Genomic DNA, 19,869 nt, shown 5'->3' on the forward strand with positions numbered 1-19,869 from the left:
CGTTGAATGACTTGCCGCGCAATTACTTCGACTTCGCGTTGATGATCGCTTCGGACACGTTACGCGGTGCTTCGGAGTAGTGCTTGAACTCCATCGTATACGTTGCGCGACCTTGGGTCAGCGAACGCAGCGACGTCGAGTAGCCGAACATTTCCGACAGCGGCACTTCGGCGCGAACAATCTTGCCACCGCCGACCATATCGTCCATACCCTGGACGATACCGCGACGGCCCGACAGGTCGCCCATCACGTTGCCCATGTAGTCTTCCGGCGTTTCGACTTCCACAGCCATCATCGGTTCGAGGATGACCGGTTGCGCCTTGCGCATTGCTTCCTTGAACGCCATCGAGCCGGCCATGCGGAACGCATTTTCGTTCGAGTCAACGTCGTGGTACGAACCGAACGTCAGGTGAACCTTGACGTCGACAACCGGGAAGCCTGCCAGCACGCCTGCCTTCAGCGTTTCCTGAATACCCTTGTCCACCGCCGGAATGTATTCGCGCGGAATCACGCCGCCCTTGATCTCGTCGAGGAACTCGTAACCCTTGCCTTGCTCGTTCGGCTCGAGCGTGATGACCGCGTGGCCGTACTGGCCGCGACCACCCGACTGCTTGACGAACTTGCCGTCAACGTCTTCTGCCTTGCCACGAATCGTTTCACGGTAAGCAACCTGCGGCTTGCCGACGGTCGCTTCCACGCCGAATTCGCGCTTCATACGGTCAACCAGAATTTCCAGGTGGAGTTCGCCCATGCCCGAAATAATGGTTTGGCCCGATTCTTCGTCCGTTTGAACGCGGAACGACGGATCTTCTTGTGCCAGACGGTTCAGCGCCAGACCCATTTTTTCCTGGTCAGGCTTCGTCTTCGGCTCAACCGCCTGCGAAATCACCGGCTCCGGGAAAATCATGCGCTCGAGCACGATCGGGTTTTGCGGATCGCACAAGGTGTCGCCGGTCGTCGCGTCCTTCAGGCCGACTGCTGCTGCGATGTCGCCCGCGCGAACTTCCTTGATTTCTTCGCGCTGGTTCGCGTGCATCTGCAGAATACGACCCAGACGTTCCTTCTTGTCTTTGGTCGCGTTCAGCACGGTGTCGCCCGAATTCACCACGCCCGAGTACACGCGAAAGAAAATCAGCTGGCCGACGAACGGGTCGGTCATGATCTTGAATGCCAGGGCCGAGAACTTTTCGTCGTCAGCAGCGCGGCGCTCGCCTTGCTCACCGTTTTCCAGCTCGCCGGTAACCGGCGGGATGTCGATCGGCGACGGCAGGAAATCGAGCACGGCGTCCAGCATGCGTTGCACGCCCTTGTTCTTGAACGCGGTGCCGCACAACATCGGCTGGATTTCACAAGCGATCGTACGGTCACGCAGACCCTTGATGATTTCCTCTTCCGTCAGTTCGCCCGACTCGAGGTACTTGTTCATCAGATCTTCGCTCGATTCAGCCGCAGCTTCGACCATCTTTTCACGCCATTCATTGCACGTGTCGGCGAGTTCAGCCGGAATTTCTTCGTACGAAAATTTGGTGCCTTGGGACGCGTCGTCCCAAATGATCGCCTTCATCTTCATCAGGTCGACGACGCCCGTGAAGTTTTCTTCCGCGCCGATAGGCACCACGACTGGAACCGGGTTTGCCTTCAGACGCAGCTTCAGCTGGTCGTAGACCTTGAAGAAGTTCGCGCCGGTACGGTCCATCTTGTTGATGAACGCGAGACGGGGAACCTTGTACTTGTTAGCCTGACGCCACACGGTTTCCGACTGGGGCTGCACGCCGCCCACAGCGCAGTACACCATGCACGCGCCGTCGAGCACGCGCATCGAGCGCTCAACTTCAATCGTGAAGTCGACGTGGCCCGGGGTGTCGATGATGTTGATGCGGTGCTCAGCGCGGTCGCCGGCCATGCCTTTCCAGAACGCCGTCGTAGCAGCCGACGTAATCGTGATGCCGCGTTCCTGCTCCTGCTCCATCCAGTCCATGGTGGCAGCGCCGTCGTGAACTTCACCAATCTTGTGGTTCACGCCCGTGTAAAACAGGATGCGCTCGGTCGTCGTCGTTTTGCCGGCGTCGATGTGAGCGCTAATACCGATGTTACGGTAGCGCTCGATAGGTGTCTTGCGAGCCACTTTGATCCTCTATTGGGATGACGCGATGCGAGAAAATACCCATCGCGCTGTAACACAAACGGGCGAGGCGCTTTGTAAGCGCACCCGCCCGGAATTTCTTTCCGTTTTGTCTGCTAAACCCGGATTCGGGAAGCTTAGAAACGGAAATGCGAGAACGCCTTGTTGGCTTCTGCCATCCGGTGAACTTCGTCGCGCTTCTTCATTGCGCCGCCACGGCCTTCGGCCGCTTCGGAAAGCTCACCTGCCAGACGCAGGGCCATCGACTTCTCGCTGCGCTTCTTCGCGGCTTCACGCAGCCAACGCATCGCCAATGCCATACGACGCGACGGGCGCACTTCGACCGGAACCTGATAGTTCGCACCACCAACGCGGCGGCTCTTGACTTCGACCACCGGCTTGACGTTGTTGAGCGCTACCGTGAACACTTCCAGCGGGTCCTTGCCACCCTTGGTCTGGATCTGTTCGAAAGCGCCGTACACAATGCGCTCGGCAACCGACTTCTTGCCGGAGAGCATCAGCACGTTCATGAACTTAGCTACATCAACGTTACCGAACTTCGGATCCGGCAACACTTCCCGCTTGGGGACTTCGCGACGACGCGGCATGTTTCTTCCTTTAACTTTTCAGTTGGAGCTGTTTTAGCCCCGCGGCCACCAACTAACCCGATTCATCTCTAACGACTTACCAGCCCGGTCGGGTGACCACTTACTCGACAGCACCGGCGATTCCGGCACCACCGCTATTACCGCCCTTGCAGGCGACCTGAACTACCTGACCGGCCAATTACTTGCCAGCTTTTGCACGCTTCGCGCCGTACTTCGAGCGAGCCTGCTTACGATCCTTGACGCCCTGGGTATCCAGCGAGCCGCGAACCATGTGGTAACGCACACCCGGCAAGTCCTTCACACGGCCGCCGCGAATCAGCACGACCGAGTGTTCCTGCAGGTTGTGGCCTTCACCACCGATGTACGAAATGACTTCGAAACCGTTCGTGAGGCGCACCTTCGCAACCTTACGCAGTGCCGAGTTCGGCTTTTTCGGCGTCGTGGTGTACACACGGGTGCACACGCCGCGACGCTGGGGGCAGTCCTGCAAGGCCGGGCTCTTGCTCTTCGTCGTTTCCGACGCGCGGCCTTTGCGAACCAGTTGATTGATGGTTGGCATTGTCTATTCCTGAAATTGAACAAAATCGACGCATGTGTTTCCGGGCAAAGCAGAAACGATTGCGCATCGAACTTCCGGCTTCGATTGCAAGTACGTGGACGGAGTCCGCGCGCGAGCATCCCAAAGACCGGAACCTAGCATAATATTCCGAAAAGGCTAAAGGAGTCAACACGTTGCAATGTTTCGCAGACCTGCGCACCTTAGCTGGCGACGGCGCTTGACTTAATCAGCGGCAACGACTTCCAGCAGTTCGTCCCCGAAACGATCGAGCTTGCGCGCGCCCATGCCCGGAATGCCGCGCAAATCCTCAATGGAATCGGGACCGTTGCGAGCAATCTCCGCGAGCGTCGCGTCGTGGAAAATCACATAGGCGGGTACACCGTCGCTCTTCGCGGTTTCTGTGCGCCAAGCGCGTAACCGATCCCAGCGCGCGCGTTCCCGCGGACCCATGCCGATCGTCGGATCCGCTCGTTCGCTGGTTCGACCGGACGACTGGCGGGTACGCGTGGGCTTCACATAGCGGCGCATCGTGACATTCTGCTCGCCTTTCAGAACGGGCTTACTAGCCTCGGTGAGAACCAGCGAGCCGAACCCCTCGTGATCGACTGTCAGATAGCCGAACGCCACCAGCTGACGAAACACCGCGCGCCACTCCGGTTCGCCGAGCGCCGCGCCGATACCGAATGTGGTCAGCTTTTCATGCCCGCGCTGCAGGATCTTCTCACTGCGATTGCCGCGCAGAATGTCTATGAGATGACCTGCGCCGAAGTGAAAACCGCTCGCCCGCTGCGCGCGAAACACACACGACAGCGCCATCTGCGACTCGCGCGTCGCGTCCCACGTATCGGGTGGCTCAAGGCAGTTGTCGCAATTACCGCAAGGCTTGCTCGATTCGCCGAAATACGCGAGAAGGCGCACGCGCCGGCACGTCGCCGCTTCGCACAGGCCGAGCAGCGCATCCAGCTTGCCGGTCTGGACGCGCTTGTGCGCGTCGTCCGCGTCAGACTCGTCGATCATCTTGCGCTGCTGGACGACGTCGCCGAGACCATAGGCCATCCATGCATTGGCCGGCATGCCGTCGCGGCCGGCTCGACCGGTTTCCTGGTAGTACCCTTCGACGCTCTTCGGCAAATCGAGGTGAGCGACAAAACGCACGTCCGGCTTGTCGATGCCCATGCCGAACGCGATGGTCGCGCACATCACAATGCCTTCCTCGCGTTGAAACATCTCCTGATGTTTCTGGCGCGTCTCGAATTCCATGCCCGCGTGATACGGCAATGCGCGCATACCCTTTTCCTTCAGCCATTCGGCCGTCTCTTCGACCTTGCGCCGGGACAGGCAATACACCACCCCAGCGTCGGTCGTACCATCCGCCCGCGTGTGTTCGGCGCGAATAAAGTCGAGCAACTGCGTGCGCGCGTTGTCCTTTTCGACGATGCGATAACGGATATTCGGCCGGTCGAAACTCGAGACGAAAATGCGCGCGTCGTCGAGCGCAAGGCGGTGAATAATCTCGTCGCGCGTGATGGCGTCCGCGGTGGCCGTCAGCGCGATGCGCGGCACATTCGGAAAGCGCTCGTGCAGTACCGAGAGCTGAATATATTCAGGGCGGAAGTCGTGCCCCCATTGCGACACGCAATGCGCTTCGTCGATCGCGAAAAGTCCGATGCGAGTACGCTCCAGCAATTCCTGGAATCGCGGCGTCATCAAACGTTCGGGCGCCACATAGAGGAGATCTATGTCGCCGTCGCGCAAGGCGCGCTCGGTGGCCATTGCTTCGGCGCTCGAAAGCGTGGAGTTCAGGTAAGCGGCGCGCACGCCGACTTCCGTGAGCGCGGCCACTTGATCCTGCATCAGGGCGATCAACGGCGAGACGACGATACCTGTGCCGAAGCCGCCCTCGCGTCGCACCAGCGACGGGATCTGATAACACAGCGATTTGCCGCCGCCCGTCGGCATCAACACGAGACAGTCGCCGCCGCCGGCGACGTGTTCGACAATTTCGCCTTGCTGTCCTCTGAACGCGGGGTAACCAAAAACTTCGTTGAGGATTTCGAGCGGACGGGACATGAATTTGAGAGAAGCAGCGTAAAGCGGGTGACACGAATTTTACCAACGCATTCGCGCTGCGCCCGCGCTTTGCAAGAACGTTAGCCATCTGGCCTACGAATGGACAAGAACGCGTAACAAAGCGGCGCAAAAAAAAGCCGCTCAGTCGAAACTGAGCGGCTTCGCTGGCTAGAGCCCCAAGCGGCTTGCGCCGCCGGGACTTACTCGCCTGAGTGCTGTTGTTCGGCGGCCGGGGTTTCCGGCGTACCGAATTCGAACGACTCTTCCGCTGCGATCTGATCGAAACGCTCGCGGTCGGACAGTTCCTTGCTCTTGCGTGCCTTGTGGAACGCGAGACCCGTACCGGCCGGAATCAGACGGCCGACGATCACGTTTTCCTTCAGACCACGCAGGTCGTCGCGCTTGCCCATGATCGCCGCTTCGGTCAGCACGCGGGTCGTTTCCTGGAACGACGCCGCGGAGATGAACGAATCGGTCGACAGCGACGCCTTCGTGATACCGAGCAACACGTTTTCGTACGTTGCCGGACGCTTGTCTTCCGCGATCATACGGTCGTTTTCGTCGAGCATATCCGACCGCTCGACCTGTTCGCCCGGGATGAAACGCGTATCGCCGTTGTCCGTAATCTGCACGCGACGCAGCATCTGACGAACAATCACTTCAATGTGCTTGTCGTTGATCTTCACGCCTTGCAGACGGTACACGTCCTGCACTTCGTCCACGATGTAACGCGACAGCGCCTCGACGCCCTGCAAACGCAGGATGTCGTGCGGATCCGCCGGCCCGTCCACGATCATTTCGCCCTTGTTGACGACCTGACCATCGTGAACCAGAACCTGCTTTTCCTTCGCGATCAGGAACTCGTGCTGATTGCCTTCGAGGTCCGTGATAACGAGACGCTGCTTGCCCTTCGTGTCCTTACCGAACGACGTCGTACCCGTGACTTCCGCCAGGATACCTGCGTCCTTCGGCGAACGTGCTTCGAACAGTTCCGCCACACGCGGCAGACCGCCGGTAATGTCACGCGTCTTCTGCGATTCAGTCGGGATACGTGCGAGCACTTCACCGACCTGCACTTGCTGACCGTCCTTCACGGTGATCAGAGCGCCGACCTGGAAGCCGATCTGCACCGAGTGCTCGGTGTTCGGGATCTTCACTTCCTCGCCGTTCGCGTCGAGCAGCTTGACCTGCGGACGCACCGTCTTCGAAGCTTGCGAACCACGACGCTTCACGTCGATCACGACCAGAGTCGAAAGACCCGTCACGTCGTCGATCTGCTTCGCAACGGTCACCCCTTCTTCGACGTTCTCGAACTTCACCGTACCACCGTACTCGGTGATGATCGGACGCGTCATCGGGTCCCACGTCGCCAGTTGCGTGCCGGCCTTGATCTGCGCGCCGTCCAGCTGCAACAGCGTCGCGCCGTACGGCACCTTGTGGCGTTCGCGCTCGCGACCGTGGTCGTCGGTGATCATTGCTTCGCCCGAACGCGAGATGACGATCTGCTCGCCCTTCGCGTTGGTGACGTAACGCATCGTCGACGTGAAACGCACCGTACCGTTCGACTTGGCTTCAACCGACGAAGCCACTGCCGCACGCGACGCCGCACCACCGATGTGGAACGTACGCATGGTCAGCTGCGTGCCCGGTTCACCGATCGACTGAGCGGCGATCACACCGACTGCCTCACCGACGTTCACGAGCGAGCCACGGCCCAGGTCGCGGCCGTAGCAGGCTGCGCACAGACCGTAACGCGTTTCGCAAGTCAGCGGCGTACGCACGCGCACCTCGTCGATGCCGAGGCGTTCGATTTCCTCGACCGCATCTTCGTCGAGCAGGCTGCCCGCTTCGTACAGCGTTTCCTGCGATTCCGGATTGACGACGTCAGCCACCGCCACGCGACCGAGAATACGATCACGCAGTGCTTCGACGACTTCACCGCCTTCGACCAACGCCTTCATGGCAACGCCGTTGGACGTACCGCAATCGTCCTCGACCACCACCAGATCCTGCGTCACGTCGACGAGACGTCGCGTCAGGTAACCGGAGTTTGCCGTCTTCAGTGCCGTATCAGCCAGACCCTTACGTGCACCGTGGGTCGAGATGAAGTACTGCAACACGTTCAGACCTTCGCGGAAGTTCGCCGTAATCGGCGTCTCGATGATCGAGCCGTCCGGCTTCGCCATCAGGCCACGCATACCGGCCAGCTGACGAATCTGAACCGCGGAACCACGAGCACCCGAGTCCGCCATCATGTAGATGGAGTTGAACGATTCCTGACGCGTTTCGTTGCCGTCGCGATCGACCACCGGTTCCGTCGAGAGCTGCTCCATCATCGCCTTGCCGACCGCTTCCGACGTTGCCGACCAGATGTCGACCACGTTGTTGTAGCGCTCTTGCGACGTGACGAGACCCGACATGTACTGACGGTCGTATTCCTTCACCTTCTTCGCGGCGTCGCCGACGATGGTTTCCTTCTGCGGCGGCACGAGCATGTCGTCGACGCAGATCGAGATACCTGCGCGCGTGGCGAGACGGAAACCCGACTGCATCAACTGGTCGGCGAAAATCACCGTTTCACGCAGACCGCACTTGCGGAATGCGGTGTTGATCAGACGCGAGATTTCCTTCTTCTTCAGCGGCTTGTTCAGCACCGAGAACGGCAGGCCCGGCGGTAAAATTTCCGACAGGATTGCACGGCCGACGGTCGTCGCGTACAGCGAGATCTTCGGCACGAACGCCGGCGCACCTTCCGACTTGTCTTCGTTGTGGACCATTTCGGTGATCCGCACGTTGACGCGCGAGGCGAGCTCGACTTCCTTGTTCTCGTATGCACGCAGCGCTTCCGAGACGCCCGTGAACGTCAGGCCTTCGCCCTTCGCGTTCACAGCTTCACGGGTCGCGTAGTACAGACCGAGCACGATATCCTGCGACGGCACGATCGACGGATCGCCGTTAGCCGGGAACAGGACGTTGTTCGACGCCAGCATCAGCGTGCGTGCTTCCATCTGCGCTTCGAGCGACAGCGGAACGTGAACAGCCATCTGGTCACCGTCGAAGTCGGCGTTGAACGCCGCGCAAACGAGCGGGTGCAGCTGGATTGCCTTACCTTCGATCAGCACCGGCTCGAAAGCCTGAATGCCAAGACGGTGCAGCGTAGGCGCGCGGTTCAGCATGACCGGATGCTCGCGGATCACCTCTTCAAGGATGTCCCACACCACCGGCGTCTGATTCTCGACTTCCTTCTTCGCAGCCTTAATGGTGGTAGCAACACCCATCACTTCGAGCTTGTTGAAGATGAACGGCTTGAACAGTTCGAGCGCCATCAGCTTGGGCAGACCGCACTGATGCAGCTTGAGCGTCGGGCCCACCACGATCACCGAACGGCCCGAATAGTCAACACGCTTGCCGAGCAAGTTCTGACGGAAACGACCGCCCTTACCCTTGATCATGTCAGCGAGCGACTTCAGCGGACGCTTGTTCGCGCCGGTCATTGCCTTACCGCGACGACCGTTGTCGAGCAGCGAATCGACGGCTTCCTGCAGCATCCGCTTTTCGTTGCGGACGATGATTTCAGGCGCCTTCAGTTCGAGCAGACGCTTCAACCGGTTGTTACGGTTGATCACGCGGCGATACAGGTCGTTAAGGTCCGACGTCGCGAAGCGGCCGCCGTCCAGCGGCACCAGAGGACGCAGTTCCGGCGGGAGCACCGGCAGCACTTCGAGCACCATCCAGTCAGGCTTGATGCCCGAACGCTGGAAAGCCTCGAGCACCTTCAGGCGCTTCGCGTACTTCTTGATCTTCGCTTCCGAACCCGTGTTCTTGAGTTCGGTACGGAGCATTTCGACCTGTTCGTCGATGTTGATCGCGCGCAGCAGCTCGCGAACGCCTTCCGCGCCCATTTCGGCACGGAATTCGTCACCGTACTCTTCGACCTTGTTGTAGTAATCCTCTTCGGTCATGATCTGCCGCGCTTTCAGCGGCGTCATGCCGGGATCGATCACCACGTATGCTTCGAAGTACAGCACGCGTTCGATGTCGCGCAGCGTCATGTCGAGCACCATGCCCAGACGCGACGGCAGCGACTTCAGGAACCAGATGTGCGCAACCGGCGAGGCCAGTTCAATGTGGCCCATCCGTTCGCGACGCACCTTCGCCAGCGTCACTTCGACGCCGCACTTCTCGCAGATCACGCCACGGTGCTTCAGGCGCTTGTACTTGCCGCAAAGGCATTCGTAGTCTTTGATTGGTCCGAAAATCTTCGCGCAGAACAAACCATCGCGTTCCGGCTTGAACGTCCGGTAGTTGATGGTTTCCGGCTTCTTCACTTCACCGAACGACCACGAACGGATCTTGTCCGGCGAGGCCAGACCGATCTTGATCGCGTCAAAAACTTCAGGTTGTTGGACTTGCTTGAATAGATCGAGCAAAGCTTTCATCGCTTCTCTCCAGTAGTCCGATTAGTTGCGGTCGAGGTCGATGTCGATACCCAGCGAGCGGATTTCCTTCACCAACACGTTGAAGGATTCCGGCATGCCTGCATCGATCACGTGATCGCCCTTGACCAGGTTCTCGTACACCTTGGTCCGGCCGGTCACGTCGTCCGACTTCACCGTCAGCATTTCCTGCAGCACGTACGATGCGCCGTACGCTTCGAGCGCCCACACTTCCATTTCACCGAAACGCTGGCCACCGAACTGCGCCTTACCGCCCAACGGCTGCTGCGTAACGAGCGAGTACGGGCCCGTGGAACGCGCGTGCATCTTGTCGTCGACCAGGTGGTGCAGTTTCAGGTAGTGCATGTAGCCGACAGTCACCGTACGTTCGAACATTTCGCCGGTGCGGCCGTCGTATAGACGAACCTGATTCTTCGACGGCGTCATGCCGAGGTTCTTCGCGATGTCGTCCGGGAATGCCAGATCCAGCGCGCGCGACATTTCTTCTTCCGTCGCACCGTCGAACACCGGCGTTGCGAACGGCACGCCTTCGCGCAGGTTCTTCGCCAGTTCGACGATTTCCTCGTCGGTGAAGCTGTCCAGCTCTTCGGCACGGCCCGACTCGTTGTAGATCTTGGTCAGGAATTCGCGCAGTTCAGCGATCTTCGCCTGACGCTGCAGCATTTCGCCGATACGCCAGCCGAGACCCTTCGCGGCCCAACCCAGATGCACTTCGAGAACCTGACCCACGTTCATCCGCGACGGCACGCCGAGCGGGTTCAGAACGACGTCAGCCGGACGGCCGTCGGCCATGTACGGCATGTCTTCGATCGGCACGATCTTCGACACGACACCCTTGTTACCGTGACGGCCGGCCATCTTGTCGCCAGGCTGCAGGCGGCGCTTGACTGCCAGATACACCTTGACCATCTTCAGCACGCCCGGCGGCAGTTCGTCGCCTTGCGTGAGCTTCTTGCGCTTTTCTTCGAACGCCAGATCGAACTGGTGACGCTTCTGTTCGATCGAGTCCTTGATAGCTTCGAGCTGTGCCGCTGCTTCTTCGTCCGCGAGGCGGATGTCGAACCAGTGGTAATGATCCAGATCTTGCAGGTAGGCCTGTTCGATCTTCGTGCCCTTTGCCAGCTTCTTCGGACCGCCGTTCGCGACCTTGCCGTCGAGCATACGTGCGAGACGCTGGAACGCGTCGCCTTCCACGATGCGCAGCTGGTCGTTCAGGTCGAGGCGATAACGCTTCAGCTCATCGTCGATGATCTGTTGCGCACGCTTGTCGCGCTGAATGCCTTCACGCGTGAACACCTGGACGTCGATCACCGTGCCGCTCATGCCCGACGGCACGCGCAGCGACGTGTCCTTCACGTCCGAAGCCTTTTCACCGAAGATCGCGCGCAGCAGCTTTTCTTCCGGCGTCAGCTGGGTTTCGCCCTTCGGCGTGACCTTACCGACCAGCACGTCGCCTGCTTCGACTTCCGCGCCGATGTAGACGATGCCCGACTCGTCCAGACGGCCGAGTTGCACTTCGGCCAGGTTCGAGATGTCGCGCGTGATTTCTTCCGGTCCGAGCTTCGTGTCGCGAGCCACGACGTTCAGTTCTTCGATGTGGATCGACGTGTAACGGTCGTCGGCAACCACCTTCTCCGAGATCAGAATCGAGTCTTCGAAGTTGTAGCCGTTCCACGGCATGAACGCGACCAGCATGTTCTGGCCGAGAGCCAGTTCACCCAGATCGGTCGATGCACCGTCAGCCAGCACGTCGCCACGCGACACGATGTCGCCGACCTTCACGATCGGGCGCTGGTTGATGTTCGTGTTCTGGTTCGAACGCGTGTACTTGATCAGGTTGTAGATGTCCACGCCGACGTCGCCAGCAACGGCTTCGTCGTCATTCACGCGGATCACCATACGGCCGGCGTCGACGTAATCGACCACACCGCCGCGGAACGCCTGAACCGTCGTACCCGAGTCGACCGCCACCGTGCGCTCGATACCCGTACCCACCACGGCCTTTTCAGGACGCAGACACGGCACAGCCTGACGCTGCATGTTCGAGCCCATCAACGCGCGGTTCGCGTCGTCGTGCTCGAGGAACGGAATCAGCGATGCTGCCACCGACACGATCTGCGACGGCGCCACGTCCATGTACTGGATGCGGTCCGGCGTGACCATCAGCGTTTCGCCCGCTTCACGCGACGACACGAGTTCGTCGGTCAGCGTGCCGTCTTCAGCCACTGCCGCGTTCGCCTGAGCGATCACGTAACGGCCTTCTTCGATCGCCGACAGGTAATCGATCTGGTCGGTCACCTTGCCGTCCACAACCTTGCGATACGGCGTTTCGAGGAAGCCGTATTCGTTCAGGTGCGCGTACAGAGCGAGCGAGTTGATCAGGCCGATGTTCGGACCTTCAGGCGTTTCGATCGGACAGACACGACCATAGTGCGTCGGGTGGACGTCGCGGACTTCAAAGCCTGCGCGCTCACGCGTCAAACCGCCCGGGCCAAGTGCCGAGACACGGCGCTTGTGGGTGATTTCCGACAGCGGATTCGTCTGGTCCATGAACTGCGACAGCTGCGACGAACCGAAGAACTCGCGAATCGCCGACGAAATCGGCTTCGAGTTGATCAGGTCGTGCGGCATCAGGTTTTCGCTTTCGGCCTGGCCGAGGCGTTCCTTCACAGCACGTTCGACACGCACGAGACCGGCGCGGAACTGGTTTTCCGCCAGTTCGCCGACGCAACGCACACGGCGATTGCCCAAGTGGTCGATGTCGTCGACTTCGCCCTTGCCGTTACGCAGTTCGACCAGGATCTTGATCGTGGCGAGGATGTCGTCGTCTTGCAGCGTCATCGGTCCGACGATCTCGTCGCGGCCCACGCGACGATTGAACTTCATACGGCCCACCTTGGACAGGTCGTATGCGTCTTCGCTATAGAACAGGCGGTTGAACAGCGCCTCGACCGCTTCTTCGGTCGGCGGTTCGCCCGGGCGCATCATGCGGTAGATTGCGATGCGAGCGGCCATCTTGTCCGCGGTTTCGTCGATACGCAGCGTCGACGAGATGTACGGACCCTGGTCCAGATCGTTCGTGTAGAGCGTCTGGATGTCTTTGATCTTCGACTCGCGCAGCTTCTCGAGGACGGTTTCCGTGATTTCGTCGTTCGCGTTGGCGATGACTTCACCGGTGTCGCCGTCGACGACGTTTTTCGCCAGCACGCGGCCAAGCAGATAGTCTTCCGGGACCGAGATGAACTTGGTCTTCGCGTTGTCCAGATCGCGAATGTGCTTCGCGTTGATCCGCTTGTCCTTCTGGACGATCACGTTGCCATCACGGTCCGTGATGTCGAAACGCGCGACTTCGCCACGCAGACGCTCCGGCACGAACTCCATTTGCGCGCCTTCCGGCATCAGCGTGAAGTTATCGAACACGAAGAAGTTTGCGAGGATCTGTTCCGGCGTGAGGCCGATTGCCTTCAACAGGATCGTGACCGGCATCTTGCGGCGACGGTCGACGCGGAAGTACAGCACGTCCTTCGGGTCGAACTCGAAATCGAGCCACGAACCGCGGTAGGGAATGATACGTGCCGAAAACAGGAGCTTGCCCGAGCTGTGCGTCTTGCCCTTGTCGTGTTCGAAGAACACGCCAGGCGAACGGTGCAGCTGCGATACGATCACACGCTCCGTGCCATTGATGACGAACGAACCCGTCGGCGTCATGAGCGGAATTTCGCCCATGTACACTTCCTGTTCCTTCACTTCCTTGACGACCGGCTTGCTCGGCGATTCCTTGTCGAGCAGCACCAGGCGCACTTTAGCGCGCAGTGCCGAACAGTACGTCAAACCGCGCTGCTGACATTCCTTGATGTTGAATGCCGGCGGCGACAGCATGTAGCTGACGAACTCGAGACGTGCGAACCCGTTGTGCGAAACAATCGGGAAAACGGATGTGAACGCGGCCTGCAGGCCTTCCGGCTTGCGTTGCGTGGAGGACGTGTCTGCTTGCAGAAACGTGCTGAATGATTCAAGCTGGGTAGCCAGCAGGAAAGGTACTTGGTGAACGATGGGGCGCTTCGCAAAACTCTTGCGAATACGCTTCTTCTCGGTGAAGGAATATTGCATACGATCTCCGAATCACGGCGGGCATTGTTGTCGAGGCAGGATACCTTGATGAGACAACCCGAGTGTTCACCGACTGAGACCCGATGGCCGTCCGATGGCTTGAACGAGCCTAGAAGCTTGGTGGTTGGCCTCTACCAACCGCTGGCTGACGGCAGCGGATGCCTGTCGCATATGGAACCTTAACCGCTACCCGACCAAACTTGCCTTCTGCAGTCGCTTCAGAAGACAAAGAGAAGCGCCGGTCGATGTTGCCGATAGGCGGTTTTCTTTGGCTTCTGGGAGTCGCATTATTGCCAAACATCGATGCAAAGACGCGTCCCCCACAAAGCACAAAAAGGCCGGCGGTGGAAAACCGCCAGCCTTCGCACAGCGCGCTGAAACTTACTTGATTTCAGCCTTCGCGCCGGCTTCTTCCAGCTTCTTCTTGGCTTCTTCAGCAGCAGCCTTCGGTACCGCTTCCTTCACAGGCTTCGGTGCACCGTCGACCAGATCCTTCGCTTCCTTCAGGCCGAGACCCGTCAGTTCACGAACTGCCTTAATGACAGAAACCTTGTTCGCGCCAACTTCCACCAGGTTGACCGTGAATTCGGTTTGCTCTTCAGCTGCAGCAGCGCCGCCGCCTGCACCTGCGGGGCCTGCCACTGCAACAGCAGCTGCCGACACGCCAAACTTTTCTTCGAACGCCTTAACCAGCTCGTTCAGTTCCAGAACCGACATCGAGCCTACGGCTTCGAGGATGTCTTCTTTTGCGATTGCCATTTGAAATACTCCTAAATTGAATTCGGATACAGCTAGCGATCAATTACGCTCGGCTGAAGTGCATTACGCAGCGGATTCTTCGCCTTGTTTCTTTTCTGCCAGCGCGGCCAGAGCGCGCGCGAAGCCAGAAACAGGTGCTTGCATAACGAACAACAGCTTGGAGAGCAGCTCCTCGCGGCTCGGGATGTTGGCCAGCGCTTGCACGCCCGCCTTGTCCATCACGTTGCCTTCGTAGGCGCCAGCCTTGATGACCAACTTGTCATTGCTCTTGCTGAAGTCATTGACGACCTTAGCAGCAGCAATTGCATCTTCCGAGATGCCGTAGATCAGGGGGCCAGTCATCTGCTCTGCCAGCGGAGCGAACGGGGTCCCTTCGACAGCGCGACGCGCCAGCGTGTTTTTCAACACGCGAAGGTAAACCTGTTGCTCACGCGCTTTCGCGCGCAGCTTGGTCAGATCGCCAACCGTGATCCCACGATACTCAGCCAGAACCACGGTCTGGGCTTTCGCGACTTGCGCGGCAACCTCAGCGACGACGGCCTGCTTGCTTTCTTTGTTGAGTGGCACGGTTAACCTCCAGATTCGATACACGCGGCGTGCGCCTTGTGTACCGCGTTCAATAACGGCGTCCGACCAGTCAGGAGTATTTCGACCGCTCGACACCCGCACTGCTGCAAGCATCTAACGGCTTCATCACTGCAAAACCTTTTCGGGTTCGCCATCTGCGTTGGCTTTGCATTAAGAGTCCGCCTACCTGCTGCGAACCCGCCAACGGTCTTTGACAACCGGTTGCGCGATGCCAACTACTGTCATCTCGCAACCGCCCAAAGCCCATAAACGCCCCGACTTTCATCGAGGCGATGAATTACTTACTGTGCAGCGAGCGACGTCTGATCGACGCGAACGCCGACACCCATCGTGCTCGACAGTGCAACCTTACGCAGGTAAACACCCTTGCTCGTCGCCGGCTTAGCCTTCTGCAGCGCGTCGATGAGAGCGCTCAGATTGCTACGCAGAGCCGTCGGCTCGAACGAAGCACGACCGATGGTGGCGTGAATGATACCGGCCTTGTCGACACGGAATTGCACTTGACCAGCCTTGGCATTCTTCACCGCCGTTGCGACGTCCGGCGTGACCGTGCCAACCTTCGGGTTCGGCATCAGGCCGCGCGGGCCGAGGATCTGACCGAGCGTACCGACCACACGCATCGTGTCCGGCGAAGCGATCACGATGTCGAAGTCCAGCTTGCCAGCCTTGACCTGTTCAGCCAGGTCTTCCATACCGACGACTTCAGCGCCGGCTGCGCGAGCCTGTTCGGCCTTTTCGCCCTGTGCGAACACGGCGACGCGAACCGACTTGCCCGTACCTGCCGGGAGCACGACCGAACCGCGAACTACCTGGTCCGATTTCTTCGCGTCGATGCCGAGCTGCACTGCCACGTCGATCGATTCGTCGAACTTCGCGCTTGCGCACTCCTTAACCAGCGACAGAGCGTCGTCGATCGGGTACAGCTTCTGACGGTCAACCTTTGCTGCAAAAGCCTGCAGACGCTTAGAAAGCTTAGCCATTTACACGCCCTCCACGGTGATGCCCATCGAGCGGGCGCTACCAGCGATAGTACGAACCGCTGCGTCCAGATCAGCTGCCGTCAGATCGGGCATCTTGGTCTTGGCGATGTCTTCAGCTTGAGCGCGGGTGATCTTGCCGACCTTGTCGGTGTGCGGCTTGCTCGAACCCTTGTCGATCTTCGCTGCCTTCTTGATCAGAACCGTTGCCGGCGGCGTCTTCAGGACGAATGTGAAGCTCTTGTCAGCAAACGCGGTAATCACGACCGGAATCGGCAGACCCGGTTCCAGTGCTTGAGTCTGCGCGTTAAACGCCTTGCAGAACTCCATGATGTTCAGACCGCGCTGACCCAGTGCCGGACCGACCGGCGGCGACGGGTTGGCTTTACCTGCAGGAATCTGCAGCTTGATAAAGCCGATGATTTTCTTTGCCATGTTGAAAACCTCTTTGGAACGTCACATTGCAAGCGAACGTTCAGTGAGTAGTAGCGCGCGTTCGCCGGAAACCCGGCTACTTGCGCTCCTCAACGGCCATTGCGCGGGCCGTAAGCGCGAAATACGAAACGCGCCGACCGGCGCGCTGCGTAGAATCTGGATTACAACTTCTCGACTTGGCCGAATTCCAGCTCGACCGGCGTAGCGCGGCCGAAGATTGTAACGGAAACACGGACACGCGACTTTTCGTAGTTCACTTCTTCGACGCTGCCGTTGAAATCGGTGAAAGGACCGTCCTTCACGCGAACCATCTCGCCTACTTCAAACAGGGTTTTCGGACGCGGCTTCTCCACGCCTTCCTGCATCTGCGACATGATCTTCTCGACTTCGCGCGGAGAAATCGGACTCGGCCGATTACGCGCACCACCTACAAAGCCCGTGACCTTCGCCGTGTTCTTCACGAGGTGCCACGTCTCATCCGTCATTTCCATCTCAACCAGCACGTAACCGGGGAAGAACCGACGCTCAGTCACCGATTTGTGACCGCCTTTCACCTCGACAACCTCTTCGGTTGGGACGAGGATCTGACCGAACTGGTCTTGCATGCCAGCGCGTTCAATGCGCTCCTGAAGTGCACGTTGCACGCTCTTCTCCATACCGGAGTAGGCGTGCACGACGTACCAACGTTTGCCGCTCGGAGATGCCGGAGTATCGCTCATATCATTTCCAACCCAGAATCACCGAGAAAATCGCCCATTCGATGGATTTATCACTAACCCATAGAAAGATCGCCATCACGAACACGAAGCCGAACACTACCAACGTCGTTTGAGTCGCCTCTTTGCGAGTCGGCCAGACGACCTTGCGGACTTCCTTGTACGAATCTTTGGCGAAAGCGATGAAACCCTTGCCAGGCGCGGAGAGAAGACCGACTGCAACACCCGCGACTGCACCAACAGCCAAGGCGGCTCCGCGGACGTACCATTCCTGACCATTAAGCCAGAAGAACCCCACGAACCCGGCCAAGACCAGCAATACGCCCGCGACGAGCATCAGCTTGTCGCCGGATGTATTTACAGTTTCGACGGAAGGATTCGCCATAACACCTTAACGAAGCGCCACAGTTGACGCGAGAGTTGGCAGGGGCAGAGGGAATCGAACCCCCAACCTTCGGTTTTGGAGACCGACGCTCTGCCAGTTGAGCTATACCCCTAAACCATTTGGGGTTGACGACACCGCCAACCCCGAAACTACAGATTAACGAGAACTATCTGGCGTTACTCGAGAATCTTGGCAACGACACCTGCGCCGACGGTACGGCCGCCTTCGCGGATAGCGAAACGCAGACCTTCTTCCATCGCGATCGGGTTGATCAGCTTCACCGTGATCGACACGTTGTCGCCCGGCATGACCATTTCCTTGTCCTTCGGCAACTCGATCGAGCCCGTCACGTCCGTCGTACGGAAGTAGAACTGCGGACGATAGTTGTTGAAGAACGGCGTGTGACGGCCGCCTTCGTCCTTGCTCAGCACGTACACCTCAGCCGTGAAGTGCGTGTGCGGGTTGATCGAACCCGGCTTGGCCAGCACCTGGCCACGCTCCACGTCTTCGCGCTTCGTGCCGCGCAGCAGGATACCGACGTTGTCGCCCGCCTGACCCTGGTCGAGCAGCTTGCGGAACATTTCCACGCCCGTGCACGTCGTCTTCACCGTCGGCTTGATACCGACGATTTCGATTTCCTCGCCCACCTTCACGACGCCACGCTCCACGCGACCCGTCACCACCGTGCCGCGACCCGAGATCGAGAACACGTCTTCCACCGGCATCAGGAACGCGCCGTCCACTGCGCGCTCCGGCGTCGGGATGTACGTGTCCAGCGCGTCGGCCAGATTCATGATCGCCACTTCGCCCAGCTCGCCCTTGTCGCCCTCGAGCGCCAGCTTGGCCGAACCCTTGATGATCGGCGTGTCGTCGCCCGGGAAGTCGTACTTCGACAGAAGCTCGCGCACTTCCATCTCGACCAGCTCCAGCAACTCAGCGTCGTCCACCATGTCGCACTTGTTCAGGAACACGATGATGTACGGCACACCGACCTGACGCGCCAGCAGGATGTGCTCACGCGTTTGCGGCATCGGGCCGTCAGCGGCCGAGCACACCAGGATCGCGCCGTCCATCTGCGCGGCGCCCGTGATCATGTTCTTCACATAGTCAGCGTGGCCCGGGCAGTCAACGTGTGCGTAGTGGCGGTTAGCCGTTTCGTACTCGACGTGCGCCGTGTTGATCGTGATACCACGTGCCTTTTCTTCCGGCGCCGCGTCGATCTGGTCGTATGCCTTCGCTTCGCCGCCGAACTTCTGCGTCAGAACCGTCGTGATCGCTGCCGTCAGCGTGGTCTTGCCGTGGTCAACGTGACCGATCGTGCCGACGTTCACGTGCGGCTTGGTCCGCTCAAACTTACCCTTGGCCATTTTCGACTCCTAAGAGGATTTTTCCGTACGTTGCGCCGGGCGCAAACAATCACCGAGTACTTCTGGTGCCCATGGGCAGGATCGAACTGCCGACCTCTCCCTTACCAAGGGAGTGCTCTACCACTGAGCCACATGGGCGCTACTTCTGTATGCTGGAGCGGGTGAAGGGAATCGAACCCTCGTCGTAAGCTTGGAAGGCTTCTGCTCTACCATTGAGCTACACCCGCAAGGATCATGGATTCCCAACAACTACTGCAACTTGCATTCTGGTGGAGGAGGTTGGATTCGAACCAACGTAGGCGTAAGCCAACAGATTTACAGTCTGCCCCCTTTAGCCACTCGGGCACCCCTCCGCAGAGAACTGACGATTATGGGGGAACAACCGCTCAATGTCAAGCCTTGCTTGACTGCTCCAAACCCAAACGCTCTCACTTATATGGTAGCGATCGCAGTGCTGCCGTAAACGCAGAAACCCCACCCTTTTTAGGGGTGGGGTTTCTGATGCTGCTGGGGAGCCTGACGATTACCTACTTTCACACGGGCAATCCGCACTATCATCGGCGTGGAGTCGTTTCACGGTCCTGTTCGGGATGGGAAGGGGTGGTACCGACTCGCTATGGTCATCAGGCATGACGGGTTGCCGTACTGCCGGTGGGGCAGTACAGCCAATCGGGGAAGAAGTAGTGTCTGATGAGTCAACATCAGGTGAGGCGGGT

General features: G+C 59.2%; 13 protein-coding genes, 4 tRNA genes and 1 rRNA gene. All 18 read right to left on the reverse strand.

The genetic code is table 11. From position 1 onward, the window contains the following. Nucleotides 1-22: 22 nt before the first annotated feature. A complete protein-coding gene (gene fusA, locus RW095_RS33860) occupies nt 23-2,125 on the reverse strand; it encodes an elongation factor G (RefSeq protein ID WP_317020201.1) in 2,103 nt (700 codons plus the stop codon). Between the two features lie 134 nt (nt 2,126-2,259). After that, nucleotides 2,260-2,730, reverse strand: coding sequence for a 30S ribosomal protein S7 (rpsG, locus tag RW095_RS33865; RefSeq protein ID WP_006053291.1), 471 nt, complete (start codon nt 2,728-2,730; stop codon nt 2,260-2,262). A 178-nt stretch (nt 2,731-2,908) separates the two neighbouring features. Then, nucleotides 2,909-3,289, reverse strand: a complete 381-nt coding sequence (gene rpsL, locus RW095_RS33870; protein WP_006998493.1) for a 30S ribosomal protein S12 — start codon at nt 3,287-3,289, stop codon at nt 2,909-2,911. A 222-nt stretch (nt 3,290-3,511) separates the two neighbouring features. After that, nucleotides 3,512-5,359, reverse strand: a complete 1,848-nt coding sequence (gene recQ, locus RW095_RS33875) for a DNA helicase RecQ (RefSeq protein WP_087751799.1) — start codon at nt 5,357-5,359, stop codon at nt 3,512-3,514. A 200-nt stretch (nt 5,360-5,559) separates the two neighbouring features. Then, on the reverse strand, nt 5,560-9,798 hold the full coding sequence (gene rpoC, locus RW095_RS33880) for a DNA-directed RNA polymerase subunit beta' (protein WP_020071565.1): 4,239 nt from the start codon (nt 9,796-9,798) through the stop codon (nt 5,560-5,562). A 21-nt stretch (nt 9,799-9,819) separates the two neighbouring features. After that, complete coding sequence (gene rpoB / locus RW095_RS33885) at nt 9,820-13,926, reverse strand: DNA-directed RNA polymerase subunit beta (protein ID WP_317020202.1); 4,107 nt, start codon at nt 13,924-13,926, stop codon at nt 9,820-9,822. Between the two features lie 381 nt (nt 13,927-14,307). Further along, on the reverse strand, nt 14,308-14,685 hold the full coding sequence (rplL, locus tag RW095_RS33890; protein WP_094781735.1) for a 50S ribosomal protein L7/L12: 378 nt from the start codon (nt 14,683-14,685) through the stop codon (nt 14,308-14,310). Nucleotides 14,686-14,748: 63 nt separating this feature from the next. Beyond that, nucleotides 14,749-15,252 (reverse strand): 50S ribosomal protein L10, encoded by a 504-nt coding sequence (gene rplJ / locus RW095_RS33895; protein ID WP_013340748.1) that lies wholly within the window; start codon nt 15,250-15,252, stop codon nt 14,749-14,751. A gap of 302 nt (nt 15,253-15,554) precedes the next feature. Then, nucleotides 15,555-16,253: a 50S ribosomal protein L1 gene (gene rplA / locus RW095_RS33900; protein ID WP_128595945.1), complete on the reverse strand. Its 699-nt coding sequence runs from the start codon at nt 16,251-16,253 to the stop codon at nt 15,555-15,557. Further along, nucleotides 16,254-16,685 (reverse strand): 50S ribosomal protein L11, encoded by a 432-nt coding sequence (rplK, locus tag RW095_RS33905; protein WP_007180146.1) that lies wholly within the window; start codon nt 16,683-16,685, stop codon nt 16,254-16,256. A gap of 161 nt (nt 16,686-16,846) precedes the next feature. Then, nucleotides 16,847-17,404, reverse strand: a complete 558-nt coding sequence (nusG, locus tag RW095_RS33910) for a transcription termination/antitermination protein NusG (protein ID WP_007180147.1) — start codon at nt 17,402-17,404, stop codon at nt 16,847-16,849. A 1-nt stretch (nt 17,405) separates the two neighbouring features. Further along, nucleotides 17,406-17,786 carry a preprotein translocase subunit SecE gene (secE, locus tag RW095_RS33915; protein ID WP_317020203.1) on the reverse strand — a complete coding sequence of 127 codons (381 nt, stop codon included), beginning with the start codon at nt 17,784-17,786 and terminating at the stop codon, nt 17,406-17,408. 36 nt (nt 17,787-17,822) lie between these two features. Further along, nucleotides 17,823-17,898 (reverse strand) — tRNA-Trp (locus RW095_RS33920). Nucleotides 17,899-17,962: 64 nt separating this feature from the next. Next, nucleotides 17,963-19,153: an elongation factor Tu gene (gene tuf, locus RW095_RS33925; protein ID WP_012434572.1), complete on the reverse strand. Its 1,191-nt coding sequence runs from the start codon at nt 19,151-19,153 to the stop codon at nt 17,963-17,965. Nucleotides 19,154-19,216: 63 nt separating this feature from the next. Next, a tRNA-Thr gene (locus RW095_RS33930) sits at nt 19,217-19,291 on the reverse strand. A 15-nt stretch (nt 19,292-19,306) separates the two neighbouring features. Further along, a tRNA-Gly gene (locus RW095_RS33935) sits at nt 19,307-19,380 on the reverse strand. A 40-nt stretch (nt 19,381-19,420) separates the two neighbouring features. Continuing rightward, nucleotides 19,421-19,506 (reverse strand) — tRNA-Tyr (locus RW095_RS33940). A gap of 161 nt (nt 19,507-19,667) precedes the next feature. Then, nucleotides 19,668-19,781, reverse strand: a 5S ribosomal RNA gene (gene rrf, locus RW095_RS33945). Nucleotides 19,782-19,869 lie beyond the last annotated feature (88 nt).

It is taken from the genome of Paraburkholderia kirstenboschensis, from assembly GCF_032806925.1.
Classification (GTDB): Bacteria; Pseudomonadota; Gammaproteobacteria; order Burkholderiales; family Burkholderiaceae; genus Paraburkholderia; species Paraburkholderia kirstenboschensis.